Genomic DNA, 18740 nt, shown 5'->3' with positions numbered 1-18740 from the left:
GCGGAGGCGCCGGGACCGCGGGCTGCTGCTGCGCGCCCGGGTTCACCACCGGCGGACGGCGCTGCGTCGGAGCTTCGGGGCCGGGCGCGGCCTGAGAGGTGCGGCGCGGCTGGCGCGCCCGAGGCGGGCGCGGTATCTCAGCGGGCGGTGTCGGTGCCGGCGGTGCGGCGGGGTTGGCCGCACGAGGCGCGGGCGCCGGGCCTTCGGTGGGCACGGCCGGACGAGGCTGACGCGGCCGACGCGGTGCGGGCGGCTCCACCCGGGCGGCACGCGCGCCGGGTCTCGGAGGCTCGGGAGACGGCTCAGTCTGCCGAAGACGGCGAGGAGTGGGCGCCTCGGCGGCGGGGTCGAAGATCGGGCGCTCACCGGTATGACGTGCGACGACGTCGGAAACGCTGATCCCGCCGTGGGTGTCCATCGAGCGGCGTCGAGCCCCGCGGCCGCGCTCGCCGGAACTTCTTTCCGTTTGGCTGTGGCGACCGGTTCCCGGGTTGTGGTGCTCGTCGGGCACTCGGTCTCCTTTCACGAATCGGTTGAAGCTCTTTCGTTATCGTACGGACACCTCGGGTTCGTGGCGACAACCATCCCGGAATTTTCTTCACCCAAGGTACCGAGAAGCGCCGAACGGTCCATGCGATCGGGTGAGCGGTCGTGGTTAAAGCTGCGTTAAAAGGTATGAAACCGCTACGCAGAGTGCGAGTGTTGGTCGAGTGAGTGGCCTAGCCGCCGACGGGGTCCGCAGCGTTCATCGGATGCGGAATCGTCCGTGAAGATTCCGCGTCGTGATAGGCGACTTTGTTCCGTCCTGCCCGTTTCGCCATATACAACAAAGCGTCGGCACTGCGCAACTGTCGTTCCGGTTCCACCGCGAGATTCGGTTCCGCACGGCTCTCGTGCGCGAGTCCCACGCTGATCGTCACCGAGAGACCGGGCCGGATCCGGCGCCACGGATGGCGGGCGACCCGGATGCGGGCGGTGTCCGCGATGCGCACGGCGCGGGCGGCGTCGACGTCCGGGATGACGAGCGCGAACTCCTCGCCGCCGTAGCGGGCGCAGAACGCCTCCGGCGGCAACCCTTGCTGCAGCAGGTCGGCCACTTCGCGCAGCACCCGATCACCGACGAGATGCCCGAAGGTGTCGTTGACGCCCTTGAACAGGTCGAGGTCGACCAGCGCGATCGCGATCCCGGGCGGACCGCGGTGGTCGACCGCCGGACCGTGCAACCACTGGTCGAGGTAGCGGCGGTTGTAACTGGACGTCAGCGTGTCCCGCAGGCTGCCGGCGCGGGCGAGGTCGAAAGCGGATTTGAGGTGGTGATAGGCGCGGCGCCAGTCGCCCTGGGTGGCGAGCACCCCGGCGATCGACTCGTGGAGGCTGAGCAGATCGGTGGCCGGCGCGCCCGATGGGAGCGCGGCCTCGTCGTCGGCTGCCACGCTCACCTCCGCCACGAATTGGTTTTCGTCGTACAGGAGGGATCTCTTGAGGTGTGAGTACGGTTCAAACCGAATATCGCTCAAGTGGACGACGGTCGCGCACCATTGTCACGCACCGAAGTGCCGTTCTGTAAGCCCGAAAATGGCTCGGCGTCTTTGAGCTGCGAAAACTGATCTTTCGCCCAGTAACTCACGTCAGTCACATCGTCATTCAGCAACAGTGCGTAATCATTCCAGTTCACCCAGCGCCAGTCGCCGACCTCGTCCGGATGCGGTTCCGGATCGTCGTCCACCCAGGCGACGAAGACCGGGCAGAACTCGTTCTCGACCACTCCGTCGAATGGCGGCGTCGAGTAACGGTACGCCGGAAGGACGCACCGGAGCCCGTTCAGCCGGGGCAAGCCCAGCTCGAAAGCGGCACGGCGCCGGACGGCCTCCTCGATCGGCTCACCCGGTGCGGGATGCCCGCAGACGCTGTTGGTCCAGACCCGGGGCCACACCTTCTTGGTGGCGGCGCGGCTGGTGATCAGCAGGGCCTGGTCGCTGCTGCGCAACAGGTAACAGGAGAACGCCAGGTGCAGCCGGGTGTGCTCGTGGTGCGCGGCCAGTTTGGGCGCGGTTTCGCCGGTCGGCTCGCCGTCCTCGGTGACATAGACGATGCGTTCAGTGTCCACTTCGGTCGTTTCGTTCACCGGACCCACTGAACCAGCAGGCTCGCTGTAACCGGTACCGCGACCAGAGTTACCCCTGTTAGTGGGACGAAAGGTGCTCCACGAGCAACGAAGTGACGGCCTCGGGTGCCTCTTCCACCACCCAGTGGGAGGCGTCCTCGATCATCTCGAAGCGGTACGGGCCGGTGACGCGGTTCGCGGTGTCGAGCGCGGCCGTCGACCCGAAGGCGGCGTCCTCGGTGCTCCAGATGTAGAGCGTCGGAACTTCGATCGGCCCGATCTTCCCGCCGGGACGGCCGGCGCGGTACCAATTGAGCGCGGCGGTCAGCGCGCCTGGTTCGGTGAGTCTCGCGACGTACTCGTCGACCTTGCTCGGCGGCAGCTTCCAGTCGAACATGCGGCGCAGCGCGTCGGCGTTGTTCTCGAGCATCCGCCGTTCGGTGACGCGGGTCTGCCGCCATTCGGTCATGTACCCCGAACGGAGGTGCTGGTCCTCGTCGGTCTTCATGGCCTCCGCCAGCGCCGTCGGATGCGGCGTCGAAATCACGGCGAGACCGCGGAGCCTGCCAGGGTGCGCGTCGGCCGTCCACCACGCGACGGCACCGCCCCAATCGTGCCCGACGAGATCGAATTCGTTCCACCCCAAGCGATCCGCGATCGCGATGACGTCACCGACGAGATAGTCGATGTTGTACTCGGACGCTTGTTCCGGCCGGACGCCCGGCGAGTAACCGCGCTGATCCGGTGCCACCGCGCGATAGCCGAGCACGCCGAGCGTGGCGACCTGGTGCTCCCATTCCACGGCGGCCTCGGGGAACCCGTGCAGCAACAGGACGGGGCGGCCGTCTTCGGGGCCCGCCGCGATGGCGTCGAAGGAACCGGCGTCGGTGGGAATGGTCAGCTGCTCGATCACGACGCCGACTTTACGGGGGACGGTCAGCCGCCCGAGTGCATGTCCTCGGCTTCGGGAACGCAGTCGTCGTCGGGGTCGTCGAGCCAGCCGTGCGGCAGCGTGACCTTGCCCGGCGAGCCCTGCCGCCCGCGCGGCCCGGTGGCGGCGCTGGGGAACGGGGCGTCGTGGTCGAGCTTGGCGATGAGATCGTCGAGTTCGTCCATACTGGACAGCATCGCGAACCCGCGACGAAGTTCGGAGCCGACCGGGAAACCCATGAAGTACCAAGCCATGTGCTTGCGGATGTCCCGCATCGCCTTGTCGTGACCGTCGTGTTCGACGAGCAGTTCCGTGTGGCGCCGTAGAACCTTCGCGACCTCGCCGAGATTCGGCGGCGTCGGCCGCGGACGCCCGGCGAAGGCGGCTTCCAGTTCCCCGAACAGCCAAGGCCTGCCCAGGCAACCGCGTCCGACCACGACACCGTCGCAACCTGTTTCGTCGACCATGCGAAGCGCGTCCTCGGCGGAGAAGATGTCGCCGTTGCCGAGCACCGGAATGCCGGTGACCGCTTCCTTGAGCGCCGCGATCTTCGTCCAGTCGGCCTGGCCCGAGTAGCGCTGCGCGGCGGTGCGCGCGTGCAGGCTGACCGCCGCCGCGCCCTCCGCCTCGGCGATCCGCCCGGCGTCGAGGTACGTGAGGTGGTCGTCGTCGATGCCCACCCGGAACTTGACCGTGAACGGCACGCCCGCCTCGGCGGCGGCCTTCGCCGACTCGCGCACGATGTCGGCGAACAGCCTGCGCTTGAACGGCAGCGCCGCGCCGCCGCCCTTGCGCGTCACCTTCGCCACCGGGCAGCCGAAGTTACTGTCGATGTGGTCGGCGAGCCCCTCGCCGGTGATGATGCGGACGGCCTCGGCCATGGTCTTGGGGTCGACCCCGTAAAGCTGCATGGACCTGGGTTTTTCGTTCTCGCCGAAGGTCATCATGTGCATGGTGCCGGGATGGCGTTCGACCACCGCGCGGGCGGTGATCATCTCGCAGACGTAGATGCCCGCGCCGTACTCCTGGCACAGCTGCCGGAACGCGACGTTGGTGATGCCCGCCATGGGAGCGAGCACGACCGGCGGATCGACCTCGTAGGGGCCGATCTTCAAGGCGGGCTTGCTCAAGGTGGCTGTCACGTCCTCCATTGTCGCCTGTGGTGTCTGTCACTCGCAGGTGGGCCAAGCGGATGACGTCGATGGGGGCGGTTCCGGAGCGGCGGGCGGCTAGGTCGCTTGACGCAAAGTGTGGGTTCGGAAACACTGTGTATATGGAGGGGAGTATTCCCTCGCGCCACTATCGTCAGCACGGAACGAAAGGTCTTGCCCGATCAACCCGGCGTTGAACGGACAAGGTTGTTCCCGGTAGTGCGGTCGCCTTCGGGCGGCGGAAGAGACCTCCGACACCACTAGCGCGACGGCTTGACGCCAGAAATCAGCAGTACACGATACAGATCTCATCTGAGTACTTTCGCCGGGCAGGTTACTCAGCTTTGCCAGTAGTCACTGGTTGAGCTGACGCCTGCGCGCCCTGCTCGACCAGAGCGAGGGACGTGAGGTAAGTGCGTGAGTCTGCCAACCCTGGGTCTGTGGATCGTCGCCGCCGCCGCGATACCGGCATGCGTCGTCATAATCGTCAGTTTGGCCGCGCTTCGGGGCAGTGTGCCCAGTGAACGGCCGGAGATTCTCCGTGCTTTGGCGGAATTGGTGCGGGCGTCCAGGCGACGCCGGGATCTGCCTAGGCTGAATCGCCGCCCGCCGCGAAGGGAAATGAGGGCGGGTGAGTTCGGTAGCCCATTGCTGATGAGCTTGAGCGATGAGGGCGGTTTGGGCGGACTCGGCTGGACGGTGGTGCATCGTCGCAGGAGGGAACATCCCCGCAACGATGTAGGAATCGGGACAGTGAACGTCCCGATTCCTACATCGTCATTCGCGGCCCGGCTGGGCGTAGACAGGCAATGCAGGCCTTCTCGAAGCGCCCTCCTCTCTCGCAAAGTGCGATGATCTTGCAGGTCGCGACCACATCGTCATCACGATTGAGTAGTGCTACGGATCCATCGGCGGGTCCCAGGCCGCATGCTGATCGCCATGACCACCGATGGGGATGTGCTCCTCAGGCTCGCCGGGGAGATCGACGACCTTGGGGCCCGCCTCGCGCGGGTCGGTACGGAGCTGCGGACCGTCCAGTCCGGAGCGGAGCCGACGCACGAAGAGGCACCTGAGCAAGCGCCCCAAGAGCAGGCCCAGCCACCCGCGCCCCAGGCCGAGCAGGCCCAGCCGCAGGTGCCACAAGCCGAGCAGCCGCAGGCCGAGCAGTCGCAGGTGCCGCAGCAGCCCCAAGCCCAGCAGACGCCTCAGCCCCAGGTGCCGCAGCAGCAGTACCCCCACCCCCAGTACCAGCAGCACCCGCAGTACGGCCACTATCAGCAGCAATACCAGCAGGCCCAGTACGCGCAGTGGCAGCAGCAGTACCGGCAGCAGCACTCGCCGCAGCAGCCCTACCGCCCGTACCAGTCGGCCCCGAAGGTCACGCTCGGCGAGAAGCTGAGCAGGGACGGCGCCGGCAGCAGGCTGCTGGCGTGGATCGGTGGCGCGGTCACGCTGCTGGGTGTCGTGCTGTTCCTCGTGCTCGCGATCCAGCGTGGCTGGTTCGGCCCGTTGCCGCGGGTGCTCGGCGGTGCCGTGCTCGGCGCGACGCTGGTCGGGATCGGACTTCGCCTGCACCGCACGCCGGCGGGCCGCACGGGTGCGTTCGCGCTCGCCGCGACCGGGATCGGGGCGTTGTACCTCGACGCCATCGCCGCCACGACGATGTACGAGTACCTTCCGGCCTACGCCGGTCTCGCGATCGGGCTCCTGATCGCGGTCGGCGGGTTGCTGCTGGCCGTGCGGTGGAAGTCTTCGCCGCTCGCGATGGCCGTCGTGCTCGGCTGTGTGGTCTGCGCGCCGATCATCACGCAGGGTTTCACTCCGCAACTGGTCGCGTTCCTGCTGGTGGTCCAGGTCGCTTCGACGCCGGTGCAGCTGCGGCAGTCGTGGCCGTCGGTCGCGGTCGCGGCCGGAATCCCGCCGTTGGTCGCGTCGGTCTTCAGTACGGCGTTCACCGGTTTCGGCGGGAGCACGGCCAACACCGCCGCCGCGCTGGCCGCGGGAGGCGTCGGGCTCGCGCTGGCCCTGATCGTCACGGCCAAGCGGCCGGGGGACGCCGCCGCGCTCGCCCTGCTGGCTGTCGCGCCGGCACCGTCGTTGCTCGCCGCGTTGTTCCTGCCGAAGACCCCGGCCGTGCTCGTCACCGCGTCGGTGGCGCTGGTGCTGCTCGGGGTGTGGGCGGCCGGGCAGTGGCTCGACGGCTGGACGGGTGACCTCGCGGGTGCCGCCGGGCTCCTCGCGGCCCTGCAGACGACGATGACGCTGTTCGACGGCAGTGCTCGTTCGGCGATCCTCATCGGCGAAGGCGTTCTGCTGGCGCTGGTCGCGCTGTGGACGAAGAAGCATGTGGCGCTCTTCGGCGGGCTGGGTTTCGCCGTCATCGGCGGCATGATCGCGCTGGCCTTCGACGTCCCGCCGACGCTCTTCTTCCTGATCCGGAACCGTCCGGACGCCCACCTCGCCGCGTCCTTGCTGGTGGCCGTCGCGATCCTGGCCGTTTCGATCACGCTTCCGTGGGTCGCGCACCGGCTCGGGCTGTTCAAGGCCGCGTCGGAGAACGTGGTGCCGTGGCTCTTCGCCGGGGTCTGCGGGCTCTACGGCGCGGGCGCGATGGTGCTGTGCGGCGCGCTGCTGGCCGTTCCCGGCCGCTCGGGTTTCCTGGTCGGCCACGTGGTGATCACGGTGTCCTGGACGGTCGCCGCGCTGGTGCTGCTCATCCGCGGCATCTCCGCGGTCAGCCTGCGGGTGATCGGCTTCGTGCTGGTCGGGGCGGCGGTGCTGAAGCTGGTGCTGTTCGACCTCTCCGCGCTCGACGGTCTCGCCAGGGTCGCCGCGTTCCTCCTCGCCGGTCTTGTGTTGCTCGGCGCCGGGACGCGCTACGCGAAACTCGTCGCGTCTCGCTGAGCGAACGAGGAAGAAATGCCGCCGGGTCGTGGTTGGTCGGTTCATGACCTACCGACCCGACCCGCGGCTCGCCGAGCGGGCGAAGGAGAACGTCGCCTGGCTGACCACGATCAGTCCGAAGGGACGCCCTTCGCCCCGCCCGGTGTGGTTCGTACTCGACGGTGACGACATCGTCGTCTTCAGTCAGCCGGACACGGCGAAGACCCGGCACATCGAGGCCGATCCCGAGGTCAGCCTCCACTTCAACAGCGACGAGCACGGCGGCTCGATCCTGGTGATCGGCGGCAAGGCCGAGATCCTGCCGGACGGTCTCGCGTCGGAGCAGCCGGGCTTTCTCGAAAAGTACGAGAAGCACTACCCCGCGATCGACTACGACGTCCCGAAGTTCGATCGGGAGTACCACGTCCGGATCAGGATCCGGCCCGAGCGCACCTGGGGGTTTTAGGAAACACCGCTAGAAGCCGACGGTCACACAGGCCAGCCGGGCGCCCGCGGTTCCGGCGTGGCCCGGGTGGGTGTGCGTATGCGTTTCGTGGATCACGATCGAGTTCGCGCGCCGGTCGGTGAACGTCCAGTCCACTTTGGACACGGCGGCACCGCGGCCGGCGGCGTCGGTGGTGAGGTCGAGCCAGATCTCGTTGCGGGGGTTGGCGTAGGCCGGATCCACCGACGGCTTCACCGGGTCTTCGACGTTCTGGTAGTGCGGACCGGCGAGGTCTCCGGTGGCACCGCACGGCTTCGTGTGGGCGTGGGCGCCGTATTCGCGGTTGGGGAGCAGACCGGTCACGAGAACCGCGGTCGAGGTGCCGTAGGCCTTGGACGTCAACCCGAAGACGTGCGCGCGGGCGCCGGGCGGCACCAGTTCCGGTTTGTAGCTCGTGAGGCCGCTCTTGGCGGTGATCACGTGGACGCGGGAGCCGGGGATGGCGGTGGCCGGCCCGGCGCCGGCGGTCAGGGCCAGTGCGGCCGCGGACAGGACGAGGGCGAGTGTGGGGACGGGGCGCATGCCCCCTGCCTAGTCCGCCTGGATCGGACACGCCAGAGCGGTCACTCCGTCGGGCGATCATTCTCAAACTATGAGCAGAGTGCGCGCGCAGCGTGTCCGTTGAGGGCGGCGGCGGGGGCATGGATGGAAGGACAAGTGAGTACTAACCCTCCGGATCGCACTTGGCTCGTCGCGGTCGCCGCCGCTCTTTGGGGCACCGACGGGCTTCTGCGGCTTCCTCTTGCCGAGGCGCTCCCGGCGGCCACGGTCGTCTTCTGGGAGCACCTGCTCGTGGTGCTCGTGCTGAGCCCGTTCATCCCCGGCGCCTTCCGGGCGTTGCGCCGATGCGGTCCGCGAGAATGGCTGGCCGTGCTCGCGATCGGCGGCGGCTCGTCCGCGCTGGCGACGGCGATGTTCACCGCGGCCTTCAAACTGGGTGACCCGGTGACGCCGTTGGTGCTGCAGAAGCTCCAGCCGGTGTTCGCCGTTCTCGCGGCATATTTCGTGCTCCGGGAACGGGTCCGCCCGGGCTACGCCTTCTTCGCGATCCCGGCGCTGCTGGGCGCTTGGCTGCTGGCGTTCAAGGACCCGCTGAACATCCAGCTCGCCGCGGCGAAGGCGGCGCTGCTGGCGATCGGCGCGGCCGCGTTGTGGGCGGCGGGAACGGTGCTCGGACGGCTGCTCTCCACCGAACTGGCGCCGAAGGAGGTCACCACCCTGCGGTTCACCGTCGGGCTCCCGGTCGCGGCGGGCATCGTGGCCTTTCAGGGCGGCGAGTTCGCGGTCGGCTGGGACAACGCGCTCGGGCTCGCTCTGCTTGCGCTGGTCCCCGGTCTGCTGGCGTTGAGCCTGTATTACGTGGGCCTGCGGTCGACGCCCGCGGCCAGGGCGACGTTGGCCGAGCTGGCGTTCCCCGTCACGGCCGCTGTCATCGGCGTATTGTGCTTGAACGCCGATTTGTCGGGTACTCAGTGGCTGGGTCTCGCCGTGGTGGTCGTGTCGGTGACGTCGCTCGGTTGGCACGAAAAGGTCAGGCGTCAACCGATGGTCTTGGAGCCGCTGAATGGTCGAGCACACCGGCGAGACGAAGAACGAACGCCTGACCCGCAACGTCAATGAGCTCCTGCAGGAGCTGCGGGTCGCGCAGGCGGGCGTCCAGATCCTCTTCGGGTTCCTGCTCACGGTGGTGTTCACCGACGAGTTCCACGAGGCGAGCGGGTTCGAGAAATCCGTGCACATGACCGCGGTGCTGCTCACGGTCTGCTCGACGGTGCTGCTGACCGCGCCCGCCGCGTGGCACCGGCTGCTGTTCCGCACCGGCAACCGTGAGCGGATCCTCACCGTCGGCAACCGGTCCGTCTTGGTCGGACTCGCCTGCCTCGCGGCCGCCATCATCACGACCGTCGCGCTCATCGCCAAGGTCGTCTTCGGCCCGATCGCGATGACGATCCTCGGTGTGGTGTCGGCGGTGCTGTTCTTCGTCATGTGGCTCGTCGTGCCGAAGAGGATCGACCGCGACGGCGACTGAGCACCGGACGGCGCGCTCCGGCGTTCCTTCGGGCGGGCCGTGCGACGAAGCCGCCGATCGGGGCAAGTGTTCACCCGCGGTTCGGGACGCGTTGCCTCCGCGACCGTAGGTTGCGGCCGTGAACGACTCCTCCAGACGGACCTTCCTGCGCGGCGCGGGCCTGCTCGGCGCCGGTGCGGCGGTGTCCGCGTTGCCGGCACTCGGTGCCCCCGCGGCTTCGGCGACCTTCGGCCACCACGGCCCGGACGCCGAAGACGGCCGCTTCACCCTCGCGGTCCTGCCCGACACCCAGTACCTCTTCGACGCCGACCGCGGCGATCCCGCGCCGTTGGACGCCACGCTGCGGTACGTCACCGGCGGTGACGAGAACATCGTCTTCCTGGCGCATCTCGGCGACCTCACCGAGAACGGGCAGCCGGGCGAGTTCGACCAGATCAGCCGGTCGTTCCAGCACCTGGACCGGCGCCGGTTCCCGTACAGCACGCTGGCGGGCAACCACGACGTCAAATCCTCGACCGACGACCAGCGCGGCCGCACGCCGTATCTGGACGCGTTCGGACCGCGACGGCAACGGGGTTCGCGGACCTTCCGCGGTGCGAGCCCCGACGGCTACAACAGCCAGCACGTTTTCCGTGCGGGCGGACGTGAGTGGCTGTTGCTCGCGCTCGACTGGCGGCCGTCGGCGGGCGGGCTGGAGTGGGCGCGTTCGGTCCTCGCACGGAATCCACGGCTTCCGGCCATCCTGACCATCCATGAATTGGTATGGGCCGACGAGGCCGGACAGGCTCGGTTCTCGGAGTTCGGGCAGAAGGTGTGGGACGAGCTGATCGCCGGGAACGACCAGATCTTCCTGACCCTCAACGGGCACTTCTGGCCGCCGGGCCGCGCGGTGAAGCGGAACGACGCGGGCAACGACGTCCACCTCCACATCACCAACTACCAGGACCGCTACTACGGCGGCAGCGCGATGATCCGGCTCTACCGGTTCGACCTGGCGCGGAACGTGATCGACGTCCGCACGTTCTCGCCGTGGCTGGCGGACCAGGCGCCGCGGCTGAACGAACTGCAACGGCGGGAGATCGAACGCACGGGCCCGGCGGACTACTTCAGCCTGGAGATCGACTTCGAGTCGAGGTTCGCCGGTTTCGCGCCGGTCCCGGTCCCGCCGGGGCGGCCTGCCGAACGGCAGCTGATCCGCGGGACCGTCGCCTATTGGCGGTTCGAAGGCCGCGATGGCAGCGCTGTCGGCGGGGTGCGTGACCTTTCGGGCCGGGGCAACGACCTGGTCCGGGTGACCCTGCCCGGCAGCGCGCCCGAGACGCTGCGGTTCTCGGGCGAGTTCTCCGGGCGGCAGCCGTCGAGATCGAGCCTGCGGTTCGACGGCGGCAAGAAACCGGCCCGCGGAGGGTATCTGCGCACGGCGGACACCGCGCCGATGAACGCCGAGACGTTCGCCCGCGGGTACACCGTCGAGGCGTTCGTGAAACTGCCCGCGGATTTCAAGGACGGCAAGCACTCCTGGGCCGCGATCTTCGGCAGGCAGGGTTCCGGCGGCAAGGCGGGCAAAACCGGTGACGACCCCGGCGAACCGTCGGCCACACTGTCCCTTTCGGACGGTGCGGCGTTCCAGTGGGCGGTCTTCCCGGTGAACCAGAATGGAATCTCCACCTGCTGGGGGCACGAACTGGCGTTGCAGGAGTGGATCCACGTCGCGGCCGTCAACGACGGCAGGCGGACGACGCTCTACGTCGACGGCTGCCCGGTGCTGCGGAACCCGAAGACGCCGGCCGCGGGGATCGCGAACCCCGGCGGCTCTTGGCTGATCGGTGCCTACGCCTACGACTCGATCGTCGAGCAGGCGTTCCACGGCTGGCTCGGCGACGTCCGGGTGGTGGGGCGGGCGCTGGAGCCGCGCGAATTCATGCTCGGCTGAATGCTCCGGACGGTGCGCGGTAATGGTGGATCTTCGTCCCCATTATCGCGCACTGTCGTTTCCGGCGGAATGCCGGGGTCCCTCTTGACAAGCGGTGGACAATAGAAAATCGGCGCCCGATCAAGAATGCTGATCAGTGCGCCGAATGTGTTGTCAGTCTAACCGCTGTGAGGGGAACTTGTCAAATCAGGGGTACGACGAGGAATTGCGGTCCGAGCGGCAGTATGTCGCGGCGCTCTACGGGCGGCTGGACACCGAACGCGCGCGGGTGAAGGAGGCGTATGCCGGTGCGCTGCGGGGAGAAGGCTTCGCGCTTTCCGACCGCGAGGTCTCCGTCGGCGCCAAGGCGCGTGAGATGGCCAGGCTGAAGATCGCCGACGAGGGCCTTTGTTTCGGCCGTCTGGATGCCCTTTCGGGAGAGCGGAGGTATGTCGGCAGGATCGGCCTTTTCGACGAGGAGAACGACTACGAACCGTTGGTGCTGGACTGGCGGGCGCCGGCGTCGCGCGCGTTCTACTGCGCGACGGGCGCGTCCCCGGAAGGAATGTCCCGGCGCCGTCAATTCCGCACTCTCGGACGTGACGTCCTCGACTTCACCGACGAGGTCTTCGGCCGTCCGGAATCGGCGGGGGAACGCGGTGACGTCGCGCTGCTGGCCGCGGTCAACGCGCCGCGCGGCGAGGGGATGCGGGACATCGTCGCGACCATCCAGGCCGAGCAGGACGAGATCATCCGGCTGGACCACACGGGCGTCGTCGTCGTGGAGGGCGGCCCCGGCACCGGGAAGACGGCGGTGGCACTGCACCGGGTGGCGTACCTGCTGTACACGAAACGGGAACGCATGGAACGCCGCGGTGTGCTCGTGGTCGGGCCCAGCAGCGGATTCCTCGACCACATCGGCCGTGTCCTGCCGTCGCTCGGCGAGACCAGTGTCGTCTTCGCGACCCCTGGGGACCTCGTCGCCGGTCTGCGCACCGAACGCGAGGATCCGCCGCCGGTCCAGCGGCTCAAGGGCTCGCTGGGGATCCTGGACGTGCTTTCGGCGGCGGTGGCGGACCGGCAGGAACTGCCGGCCGAAGCCGAGCCGATCGCACTCGACGACGTCACCGTGCCGTTGGACGCCGAGGTCGTGGCCGCCGCGCGTGTGGTGGCCAGGGAGAGCGGTCTGCCGCACAACGAGGCGAAGCCCGTCTTCGACCGGGAGGTGATCGCCGCGCTCGCCACGCGCGCGGTCGATCGGCTCGGCGCGGGCTGGCTGCCGCGGGACGACGAGCACACGCGCCCGGAGATGCTGAAGAACGCTCGGCGCGACCTGGAAGCCGGCGAGGAGTTCCGCGCGGTGCTCGATCGCCTCTGGCCGGTGCTGACGCCGCGGCGGCTGCTCGCCGACCTCTACGCCTCACCGGAACGGTTGCGGGCGGCCGGCGCCGATCCGGCGCTGTTCCGCGAGGACGCCGACGCGTGGACGGTGTCCGACGTGCCGCTGCTGGACGAAGCCGTCGAACTGCTCGGCCGGGACCGCACCGCCGAACGCCGGGCGGAGGAACGGGAGCGGCTGGCACGGAAGGAGTACGCCGAGCGGGTGCTGGAAATCGTCGAGGTCGAGGACGACCACGACGATTACGAATTCGCGCTCCGGCCGACGGACGTGCTGATGGCGGAGGAACTGGCGGACCGGTTCGCCGAACGCGACGAACGGGATCTGGCCGAACGCGCCGCCGCCGACCGGGAATGGACCTATGGCCACGTCGTGGTCGACGAGGCGCAGGAACTGTCCGAAATGGACTGGCGAGTGCTGATGCGGCGCTGTCCCAGCCGGTCGTTCACCGTGGTCGGGGATCTCGCGCAGCGCCGGTCGCCGTCCGGCGCGCGATCCTGGGACGCGATGCTCTCCCGATACGTCGCCGACCGGTGGGTGTACCGGAAACTGACCGTCAACTACCGGACGCCGTCGGAGATCATGGCTGTCGCGGCCTCGTTGCTGGCGAGCTTCGCGCCCGGGGCCGTTCCGCCGGACTCGGTGCGTTCATGCGGAGTCCGGCCGTGGGCCCGACGACTGTCCGAAATAGACACTGTAGACACTGTGGACACCGAAGAGGCCATCGCCGAGTTCGTCCGCGAGGAAGCGGGACGTGAGGGGACTTCGGTCGTGATCGGGCCGCCGGGGGTCCCGGGGGCGATTCCGCCGTCGGCCACCAAAGGGCTGGAGTACGACGCCGTCCTGGTGGTGGAGCCGGAGCGGATTCTCGCGGACGGCCCGAACGGCGAGGCGGAGCTGTACGTCGCGTTGACGCGGGCGACGCAGCGGCTCGGGGTCTTGTACAGCGGGGCGTTGCCCGCCGTCCTGCGCGGGCTCGACGCCCGGCGGCGGACTCCGGACGCGTACCTGCGCTGTGTCTGACGCCTCCGCTAGTGCATTGGAAGGTCCCTTCCTTGCAAATTCTGCGAGGAAGGGACCTTTCGTTGCGCCTTCGGTCCTTGATCCATGAGCCCGTGAGCACGGGGTTCGTGCGTGGTGAGGTTTCGTGGTCTGGGGTTCGACGCGGGCCACCGATCGAGGTCCGCTAGCGGGTCAAGTTACCCCAGGCGTACGTCTGTTTCGCCAGTTTCAGGTAGACCAATGTTTCGGTGCTGACGACCCCCGGAATGGGCCGGATGTCGTCGTTCAGCACACTCAAGAGGTGTTCGTCGTCCCGGCAGGCGACCTCGGCGAGCAGGTCGTAACCCCCCGCGGTCAGCACGACGTAATGGACGTCCGGCAATCCGGAGAGCTGGTCGGAGACCGCTCGCGGATCGCCATGGACCCTGATCCCGACCATCGCCTGACGGCCGAGCCCGACGTTCGCCGGATCCGTGACCGCGACGATCTGCATCGTCTCGTCCCGCAGCAGCCGCTGGACCCGCTGCCGCACGGCGCCCTCCGACAGTCCGACTGCCTTGGCCAAGGCCGTGAACGAGGCCCGGCCGTCGACTTGCAGTAGGGCGATCAGAGTGCGATCGGTATTGTCCAAACCTCTAGGTGTGCGCTGCTCCATCTGCGCGCGTGGTTCGTCACCCATGCCGTCCCTCCCTTTGTTTCGGCATGCGATTCTTGTCGCGCAGCGTATCGATCAATGTCCAGAATGCTACCGCCGTTAAGTTGTTTGTTGCGATTCTCTTTCACGGCGCCTTCGCGCCAAGGATTCTGTCGTACGACAGGCCGGGTGCCGAGGTTTTCGGACGGCGAGTCAGCCGAGGTCGCGTTTCAGCAGGTCTTCTTCGGTTTCCCGGCGGACGAGCAAGGTCGCCGTCCCTCGGGAGACGCCGACCATCGGCGGCCTGCCGACGAGGTTGTAATTCGACGCGAGCGAGTGATGATATGCCCCGGTGCACGGAACGGCGAGCAGATCGCCGGGGTGGACGTCGTCGGGGAGCGAGAGCCCGTCGGCGAGGACGTCTCCCGATTCGCAGTGCCGTCCGACCACCGTCATCGGCCGCCGTGCCGCCCGGCTGCGCCTGCCGATCAGGCGCGCGGTGTACGCCGCCCCGTAGAGCGCGGGCCGCGCGTTGTCGCTCATTCCGCCGTCGACGGCGACGAAGGTGCGCGAACCGCGTTTCACCGCGCAGACCCGGTACACGGTGATCCCCGCCGGGCCGACGATCGCGCGGCCCGGCTCGATCGTCAGTTTCGGCGGCGGGAAACCGTGCGAAGCGCATTCGTAAGCGAGCGCGACACGCAGGCGGCGCACATATCCGTCGATGTCGAAACCCGGGTCGCCGGGCAGATAACGCACGGCGTGCCCGCCGCCGAGATCCAGTTCCCGCAGGGTGACGCCGTAAGTTTCGCGAAGCGCGACCAGCACGCCGATCATCTTTCGGGCGGCCAATTCGTAGAAATCGACCCGGGACACCTGCGAGCCGATGTGGCAGTGCAGACCGGCCAGGCGGAGCCCGGGTTGCGCGAGGACGGCGGAAACGGCCCGGCCGAGGTTGTCGCGGACCTCCTCGCGCAGCGAGAAGCCGAACTTCTGACCTTCGGTGCCGGTGGTGATCGACGCGTGCGTCCCCGCCGCGACGTCGGGCGTCACGCGGATCAGCACCTGCTGCGCGCCGGTGGCCAGCGCGCCGAGCTGCTCGATCTCGTCGAGCGAATCCACCACGATCCGGCGGACGCCGTAGGACAGCGCCGCCTTGAGATCTTCAGGGGTCTTCGCGTTGCCGTGCAGCAGGATCCGTTCGGCGGGGAAGCCGACCGACCGTGCCACCGCGATCTCGCCCGCCGAGCAGGTGTCGAGGGAAAGCCCTTCTTCGGCGATCCAGCGCAGGACGGCGCGAGTGCACAGCGCCTTGCTCGCGTACGCCACCTCGGCCTCCGGCAGCGCCCGGCGATACGCGCGGGCGTTCTGGCGGACCTCGTCCTCGTCGAGCAGGTACGCCGGTGTCCCGAACCTCGCGGCGAGGTGGGACACCGGCGCGCCGGCGAACAGCAGTTCCCCACCGGCCCCGAGCCGGGTGCTCCGTGGCCAGATCCCGGGTTCGAGGTGGTCGGCGGCCTCGCAGCCGAGGCTGGGCAGGAGCTCGCTGAGCGTCACGGTTACCTCCGCGTCGATCGGTCAGTGCCTCATCAGCACAACTCCGATCGACCCGGCCCGGCCGCTCCGGCAACGTCTCCCTGACGGCTTCCGGGGCCTCACTGACGCCTTGTTAACGCGCGGGTAACCGTCGCCACAGTCTCAGCGGACGGGCTCCGGGACGGTGTCGAGCGCCCGCACCATGTGCACGGCCAGCGCGAACGCGGCCTCGTTGTCGAGGCCGGTGTGTTCGTTGACGATCTTCTTCACGGTGTCGACCCGGATCTCGTAGCGGGAGACGGGGACGGTGTCGGCGTTCATGGTGATCCTTTATTCGGTTGTTTCGGGTTTCGTGGCGCAGGTGCAGCCGCGGCTGAACCCGCCGGCCGCGGTCGCGGTGCAGAAGCGGCGGGCGATCGCGTCGTGCGCGGACATCGGATGCGGGCAGCTCGGGCAGCGGTCGTCGGCGGCGGGTTCGGCCACGTCGCCGAGGGAGCGGATGGAGGTCATCGTGCGGCCACCGGCTGGCCGCGCAACGGTGCCCCGACCGCGTGCAGATGCCGCAGGACGTACCCGTAGGACGCCGCCCAGCCGCACTGCGCGTAGTCGATGCCGTGCTTCGCGCAGAACTCCCGCACGATCACCTGCGCGTGCTTGAGGTTCGGCCGTGCCATGTTCGGGAAGAGGTGGTGTTCGATCTGGTAGTTGAGCCCGCCGAGCGCGAAGTCCACGACCGGACCGCCGCGCACGTTGCGTGAGGTGAGTACCTGCTTGCGCAGGAAGTCGAGCTTGTGCCCGGCCGACAGCGTCGGCATGCCCTTGTGGTTCGGGGCGAACGAGCAGCCCATGTACACACCCCAAAGGCACTGGTGCACGGCGATGAAGACGAAGCCGACACCGGGCGAGAGGACCACGAACACCGCTGTCAGGTACGCGGCGATATGGGCCAGCATCAGCGCCGATTCGAGCTTCCGCCGTTTGAAGCCGCGCTGGAAGAACGCCGTCACGCTCGAGACGTGCAGGTTCAGGCCTTCCAGCAGCAGCAGCGGGAAGAACAGGAACGCCTGGTATTTCGCCATCCAGCCCAGGAAACCACGTCGTTCGGCGCCCTGGGCCTTGGTGAAGATGAGTGCGGCGAGGTTGACGTCCGGGTCCTCGTCCTCGTGGTTGGGATTGGCGTGATGGCGGTTGTGCGTGCCGATCCACCAGCCGTAGCTCAGCCCGGTCAGTCCACCGTGGACGAAACCGGTGATGTCGTTCGCCTTGCGGCCACCGAAGATCTGCTTGTGTCCCGCGTCGTGGCCGATGAAGGACAGCTGCGTGAACATCATCGCGAAGAACGCGGCGAGGAACAGCTGCCACCAGGAGTCCCCGAGGTGCACGAAGGCGACCCAGCCGCCCGCGAAAGCAAGCAGGTTCAAGGAGATCTTCAGCGCGTAGTACTTGCGCCGTCGATCGAGGAGTCCGGCGTCTTTGACCAATTTGGACAGTTCAGCGAAGTCGCTGCCCTGTCTCGTCTGTGTGGAGGTCATGGGGGATCACACCGTTCTGGTTCGTGAAAGTGGGGGATCCAGCAACGGGTTTCAGAACACCGAAGGGGTCTGGTTCGGCCGAGAAAAGGCACTGGTACCACAACACGCCACGGTCGCTCCGTGGCCTGCTTCCAGTCTCCCACGACGGCGGAGCGGAAGCAATTCACCAAAACAGCAAAATCCGGCGTACAGTCGAAGACATCGAGGGAAATTTCCCCCGGTTCCATCCGGTCGTGAGACTCGACCGGAGACAGGAGCACCGGCCAGACATCGTTCTTCGCGCTCATGGTCCCGCCGGCTTCGACCGGTGAGCAGCCGCCCGCCGCGCTACAGCGCGCCCCGAGGCGCCCATCAGGGCCACGCCGCGATCGTCGATGGCCACGACCTCTGACCTGTCGCCGTGTCCGCACCCGCCTCTGGTGGGTGCGGACACGGTCCGAAAATTCGTTGGGGCAGGCCCCATTTCTCGAGCAGCCCCGCGACTTCCCGCGTTCGCCGTCGGTCGGCGCGCGGCTCGGCGGGCGGACGTCGGGGCGGCACAAAACCAGCTGTGCCAACGCTTCCTTCACCACGCTCACGTTGTTGGCGTCGCCGTCCGCGGTCCGCAGCTCCTCGAACGGCCGGACGTGTTCCCAGCAGGCCGGCGCGCCGCGGAAGTCGCCGTCCCGCAGTGAGCGGAACATCTCCAGCTGGAGCGACGGCGCGACGTTCATCAGCCCCGGCGTGACCCCGGTCGCGCCGACGGCGAAACAGCCCGGTGCCGAGAGTTCCGCCAGTCCGGCGATCCACCCGAAGCGATCGATCCCCGCGTCCCGCGCCACCGAAGCGAAACGAACCGGATCCGGCACGGCGTACTTGACCCCGATGACGTTTTCCGCCGCGTCGGCGAGCCCGGCGAGCTGCCCGCCTTCGATCTTCGGATCACGCACCTACGGCACGACACCCAGTTCCGGGACCGCGGCCGCGATGGCGCGGTGGTACTCGACCCAGCCTTCCGCCGAGACGTACGGGTGCACGGGTCGATGGATCATGATCAGCTCCGCGCCCGCCTCGCGCGCGTGCCGTGCCGCGCCGTCCGGACGTCGTGCCCGACACCGGCGCCACACTCGCCCGGCCCGCCGC

17 protein-coding genes are annotated in these 18740 nt (G+C 68.4%); 6 read left to right on the top strand and 11 right to left on the bottom strand.

Going from position 1 to position 18740, the window contains the following annotated elements; all coding sequences use genetic code 11:
* Nucleotides 1-719 precede the first annotated feature (719 nt).
* The 4 genes from ACZ6DT_RS01235 to dusB form a co-directional block, all read right to left on the bottom strand.
* Nucleotides 720-1448 (bottom strand): GGDEF domain-containing protein, encoded by a 729-nt coding sequence (locus ACZ6DT_RS01235; RefSeq protein WP_465586888.1) that lies wholly within the window; start codon nt 1446-1448, stop codon nt 720-722.
* Between the two features lie 65 nt (nt 1449-1513).
* A complete protein-coding gene (idi, locus tag ACZ6DT_RS01230; RefSeq protein WP_465586886.1) occupies nt 1514-2125 on the bottom strand; it encodes an isopentenyl-diphosphate Delta-isomerase in 612 nt (203 codons plus the stop codon).
* 58 nt (nt 2126-2183) lie between these two features.
* Complete coding sequence (locus ACZ6DT_RS01225) at nt 2184-3017, bottom strand: alpha/beta fold hydrolase (protein ID WP_465586883.1); 834 nt, start codon at nt 3015-3017, stop codon at nt 2184-2186.
* Between the two features lie 23 nt (nt 3018-3040).
* Nucleotides 3041-4186: a tRNA dihydrouridine synthase DusB gene (dusB, locus tag ACZ6DT_RS01220; protein WP_465586881.1), complete on the bottom strand. Its 1146-nt coding sequence runs from the start codon at nt 4184-4186 to the stop codon at nt 3041-3043.
* A gap of 927 nt (nt 4187-5113) precedes the next feature.
* Between dusB and ACZ6DT_RS01215 the strand changes: the two genes are divergently transcribed.
* Together ACZ6DT_RS01215 and ACZ6DT_RS01210 are read left to right on the top strand one after the other, a co-directional pair.
* A complete protein-coding gene (locus ACZ6DT_RS01215) occupies nt 5114-7090 on the top strand; it encodes a DUF2339 domain-containing protein (protein WP_465586878.1) in 1977 nt (658 codons plus the stop codon).
* A gap of 43 nt (nt 7091-7133) precedes the next feature.
* Nucleotides 7134-7535 carry a TIGR03667 family PPOX class F420-dependent oxidoreductase gene (locus tag ACZ6DT_RS01210; RefSeq protein WP_465586876.1) on the top strand — a complete coding sequence of 134 codons (402 nt, stop codon included), beginning with the start codon at nt 7134-7136 and terminating at the stop codon, nt 7533-7535.
* A gap of 9 nt (nt 7536-7544) precedes the next feature.
* Here the strand turns inward: ACZ6DT_RS01210 and ACZ6DT_RS01205 are convergent, their stop codons facing one another.
* Nucleotides 7545-8096: a superoxide dismutase gene (locus ACZ6DT_RS01205; RefSeq protein WP_465586874.1), complete on the bottom strand. Its 552-nt coding sequence runs from the start codon at nt 8094-8096 to the stop codon at nt 7545-7547.
* A gap of 123 nt (nt 8097-8219) precedes the next feature.
* Here ACZ6DT_RS01205 and ACZ6DT_RS01200 point away from each other — a divergent pair, with 123 nt between their 5' ends.
* From ACZ6DT_RS01200 to helR, 4 genes are all read left to right on the top strand, one after another.
* A complete protein-coding gene (locus ACZ6DT_RS01200; RefSeq protein ID WP_465586871.1) occupies nt 8220-9194 on the top strand; it encodes a DMT family transporter in 975 nt (324 codons plus the stop codon).
* Entirely contained in the window at nt 9139-9603 is a 465-nt protein-coding gene (locus tag ACZ6DT_RS01195; protein ID WP_465586868.1) for a DUF6328 family protein, read from the top strand. The genes ACZ6DT_RS01200 and ACZ6DT_RS01195 overlap by 56 nt, the downstream gene beginning before the upstream one ends.
* 118 nt (nt 9604-9721) lie before the next feature.
* Complete coding sequence (locus tag ACZ6DT_RS01190; protein ID WP_465586865.1) at nt 9722-11536, top strand: LamG-like jellyroll fold domain-containing protein; 1815 nt, start codon at nt 9722-9724, stop codon at nt 11534-11536.
* 178 nt (nt 11537-11714) lie between these two features.
* Nucleotides 11715-13937 (top strand): RNA polymerase recycling motor ATPase HelR, encoded by a 2223-nt coding sequence (gene helR / locus ACZ6DT_RS01185; RefSeq protein WP_465586862.1) that lies wholly within the window; start codon nt 11715-11717, stop codon nt 13935-13937.
* A gap of 163 nt (nt 13938-14100) precedes the next feature.
* Here the strand turns inward: helR and ACZ6DT_RS01180 are convergent, their stop codons facing one another.
* From ACZ6DT_RS01180 to ACZ6DT_RS01155, 6 genes are all read right to left on the bottom strand, one after another.
* Nucleotides 14101-14595 (bottom strand): Lrp/AsnC family transcriptional regulator, encoded by a 495-nt coding sequence (locus ACZ6DT_RS01180; protein WP_034314503.1) that lies wholly within the window; start codon nt 14593-14595, stop codon nt 14101-14103.
* A gap of 168 nt (nt 14596-14763) precedes the next feature.
* Nucleotides 14764-16107: a diaminopimelate decarboxylase gene (gene lysA, locus ACZ6DT_RS01175; RefSeq protein WP_465586859.1), complete on the bottom strand. Its 1344-nt coding sequence runs from the start codon at nt 16105-16107 to the stop codon at nt 14764-14766.
* Between the two features lie 141 nt (nt 16108-16248).
* Entirely contained in the window at nt 16249-16407 is a 159-nt protein-coding gene (locus tag ACZ6DT_RS01170) for a DUF6307 family protein (RefSeq protein ID WP_465586857.1), read from the bottom strand.
* A 9-nt stretch (nt 16408-16416) separates the two neighbouring features.
* Entirely contained in the window at nt 16417-16596 is a 180-nt protein-coding gene (locus ACZ6DT_RS01165) for an RGCVC family protein (protein WP_240596787.1), read from the bottom strand.
* On the bottom strand, nt 16593-17618 hold the full coding sequence (locus ACZ6DT_RS01160; protein ID WP_465586854.1) for a fatty acid desaturase family protein: 1026 nt from the start codon (nt 17616-17618) through the stop codon (nt 16593-16595). The genes ACZ6DT_RS01165 and ACZ6DT_RS01160 overlap by 4 nt, the downstream gene beginning before the upstream one ends.
* Nucleotides 17615-18466, bottom strand: a complete 852-nt coding sequence (locus tag ACZ6DT_RS01155; protein ID WP_465586851.1) for a dihydrodipicolinate synthase family protein — start codon at nt 18464-18466, stop codon at nt 17615-17617. The genes ACZ6DT_RS01160 and ACZ6DT_RS01155 overlap by 4 nt, the downstream gene beginning before the upstream one ends.
* Nucleotides 18467-18740: the final 274 nt, after the last annotated feature.

Source organism: Amycolatopsis sp. NPDC041971, assembly GCF_055588925.1.
The sequence above is the reverse complement of the archived record's forward strand: the minus strand, read 5'-3'. Positions and strand labels throughout refer to the sequence as shown.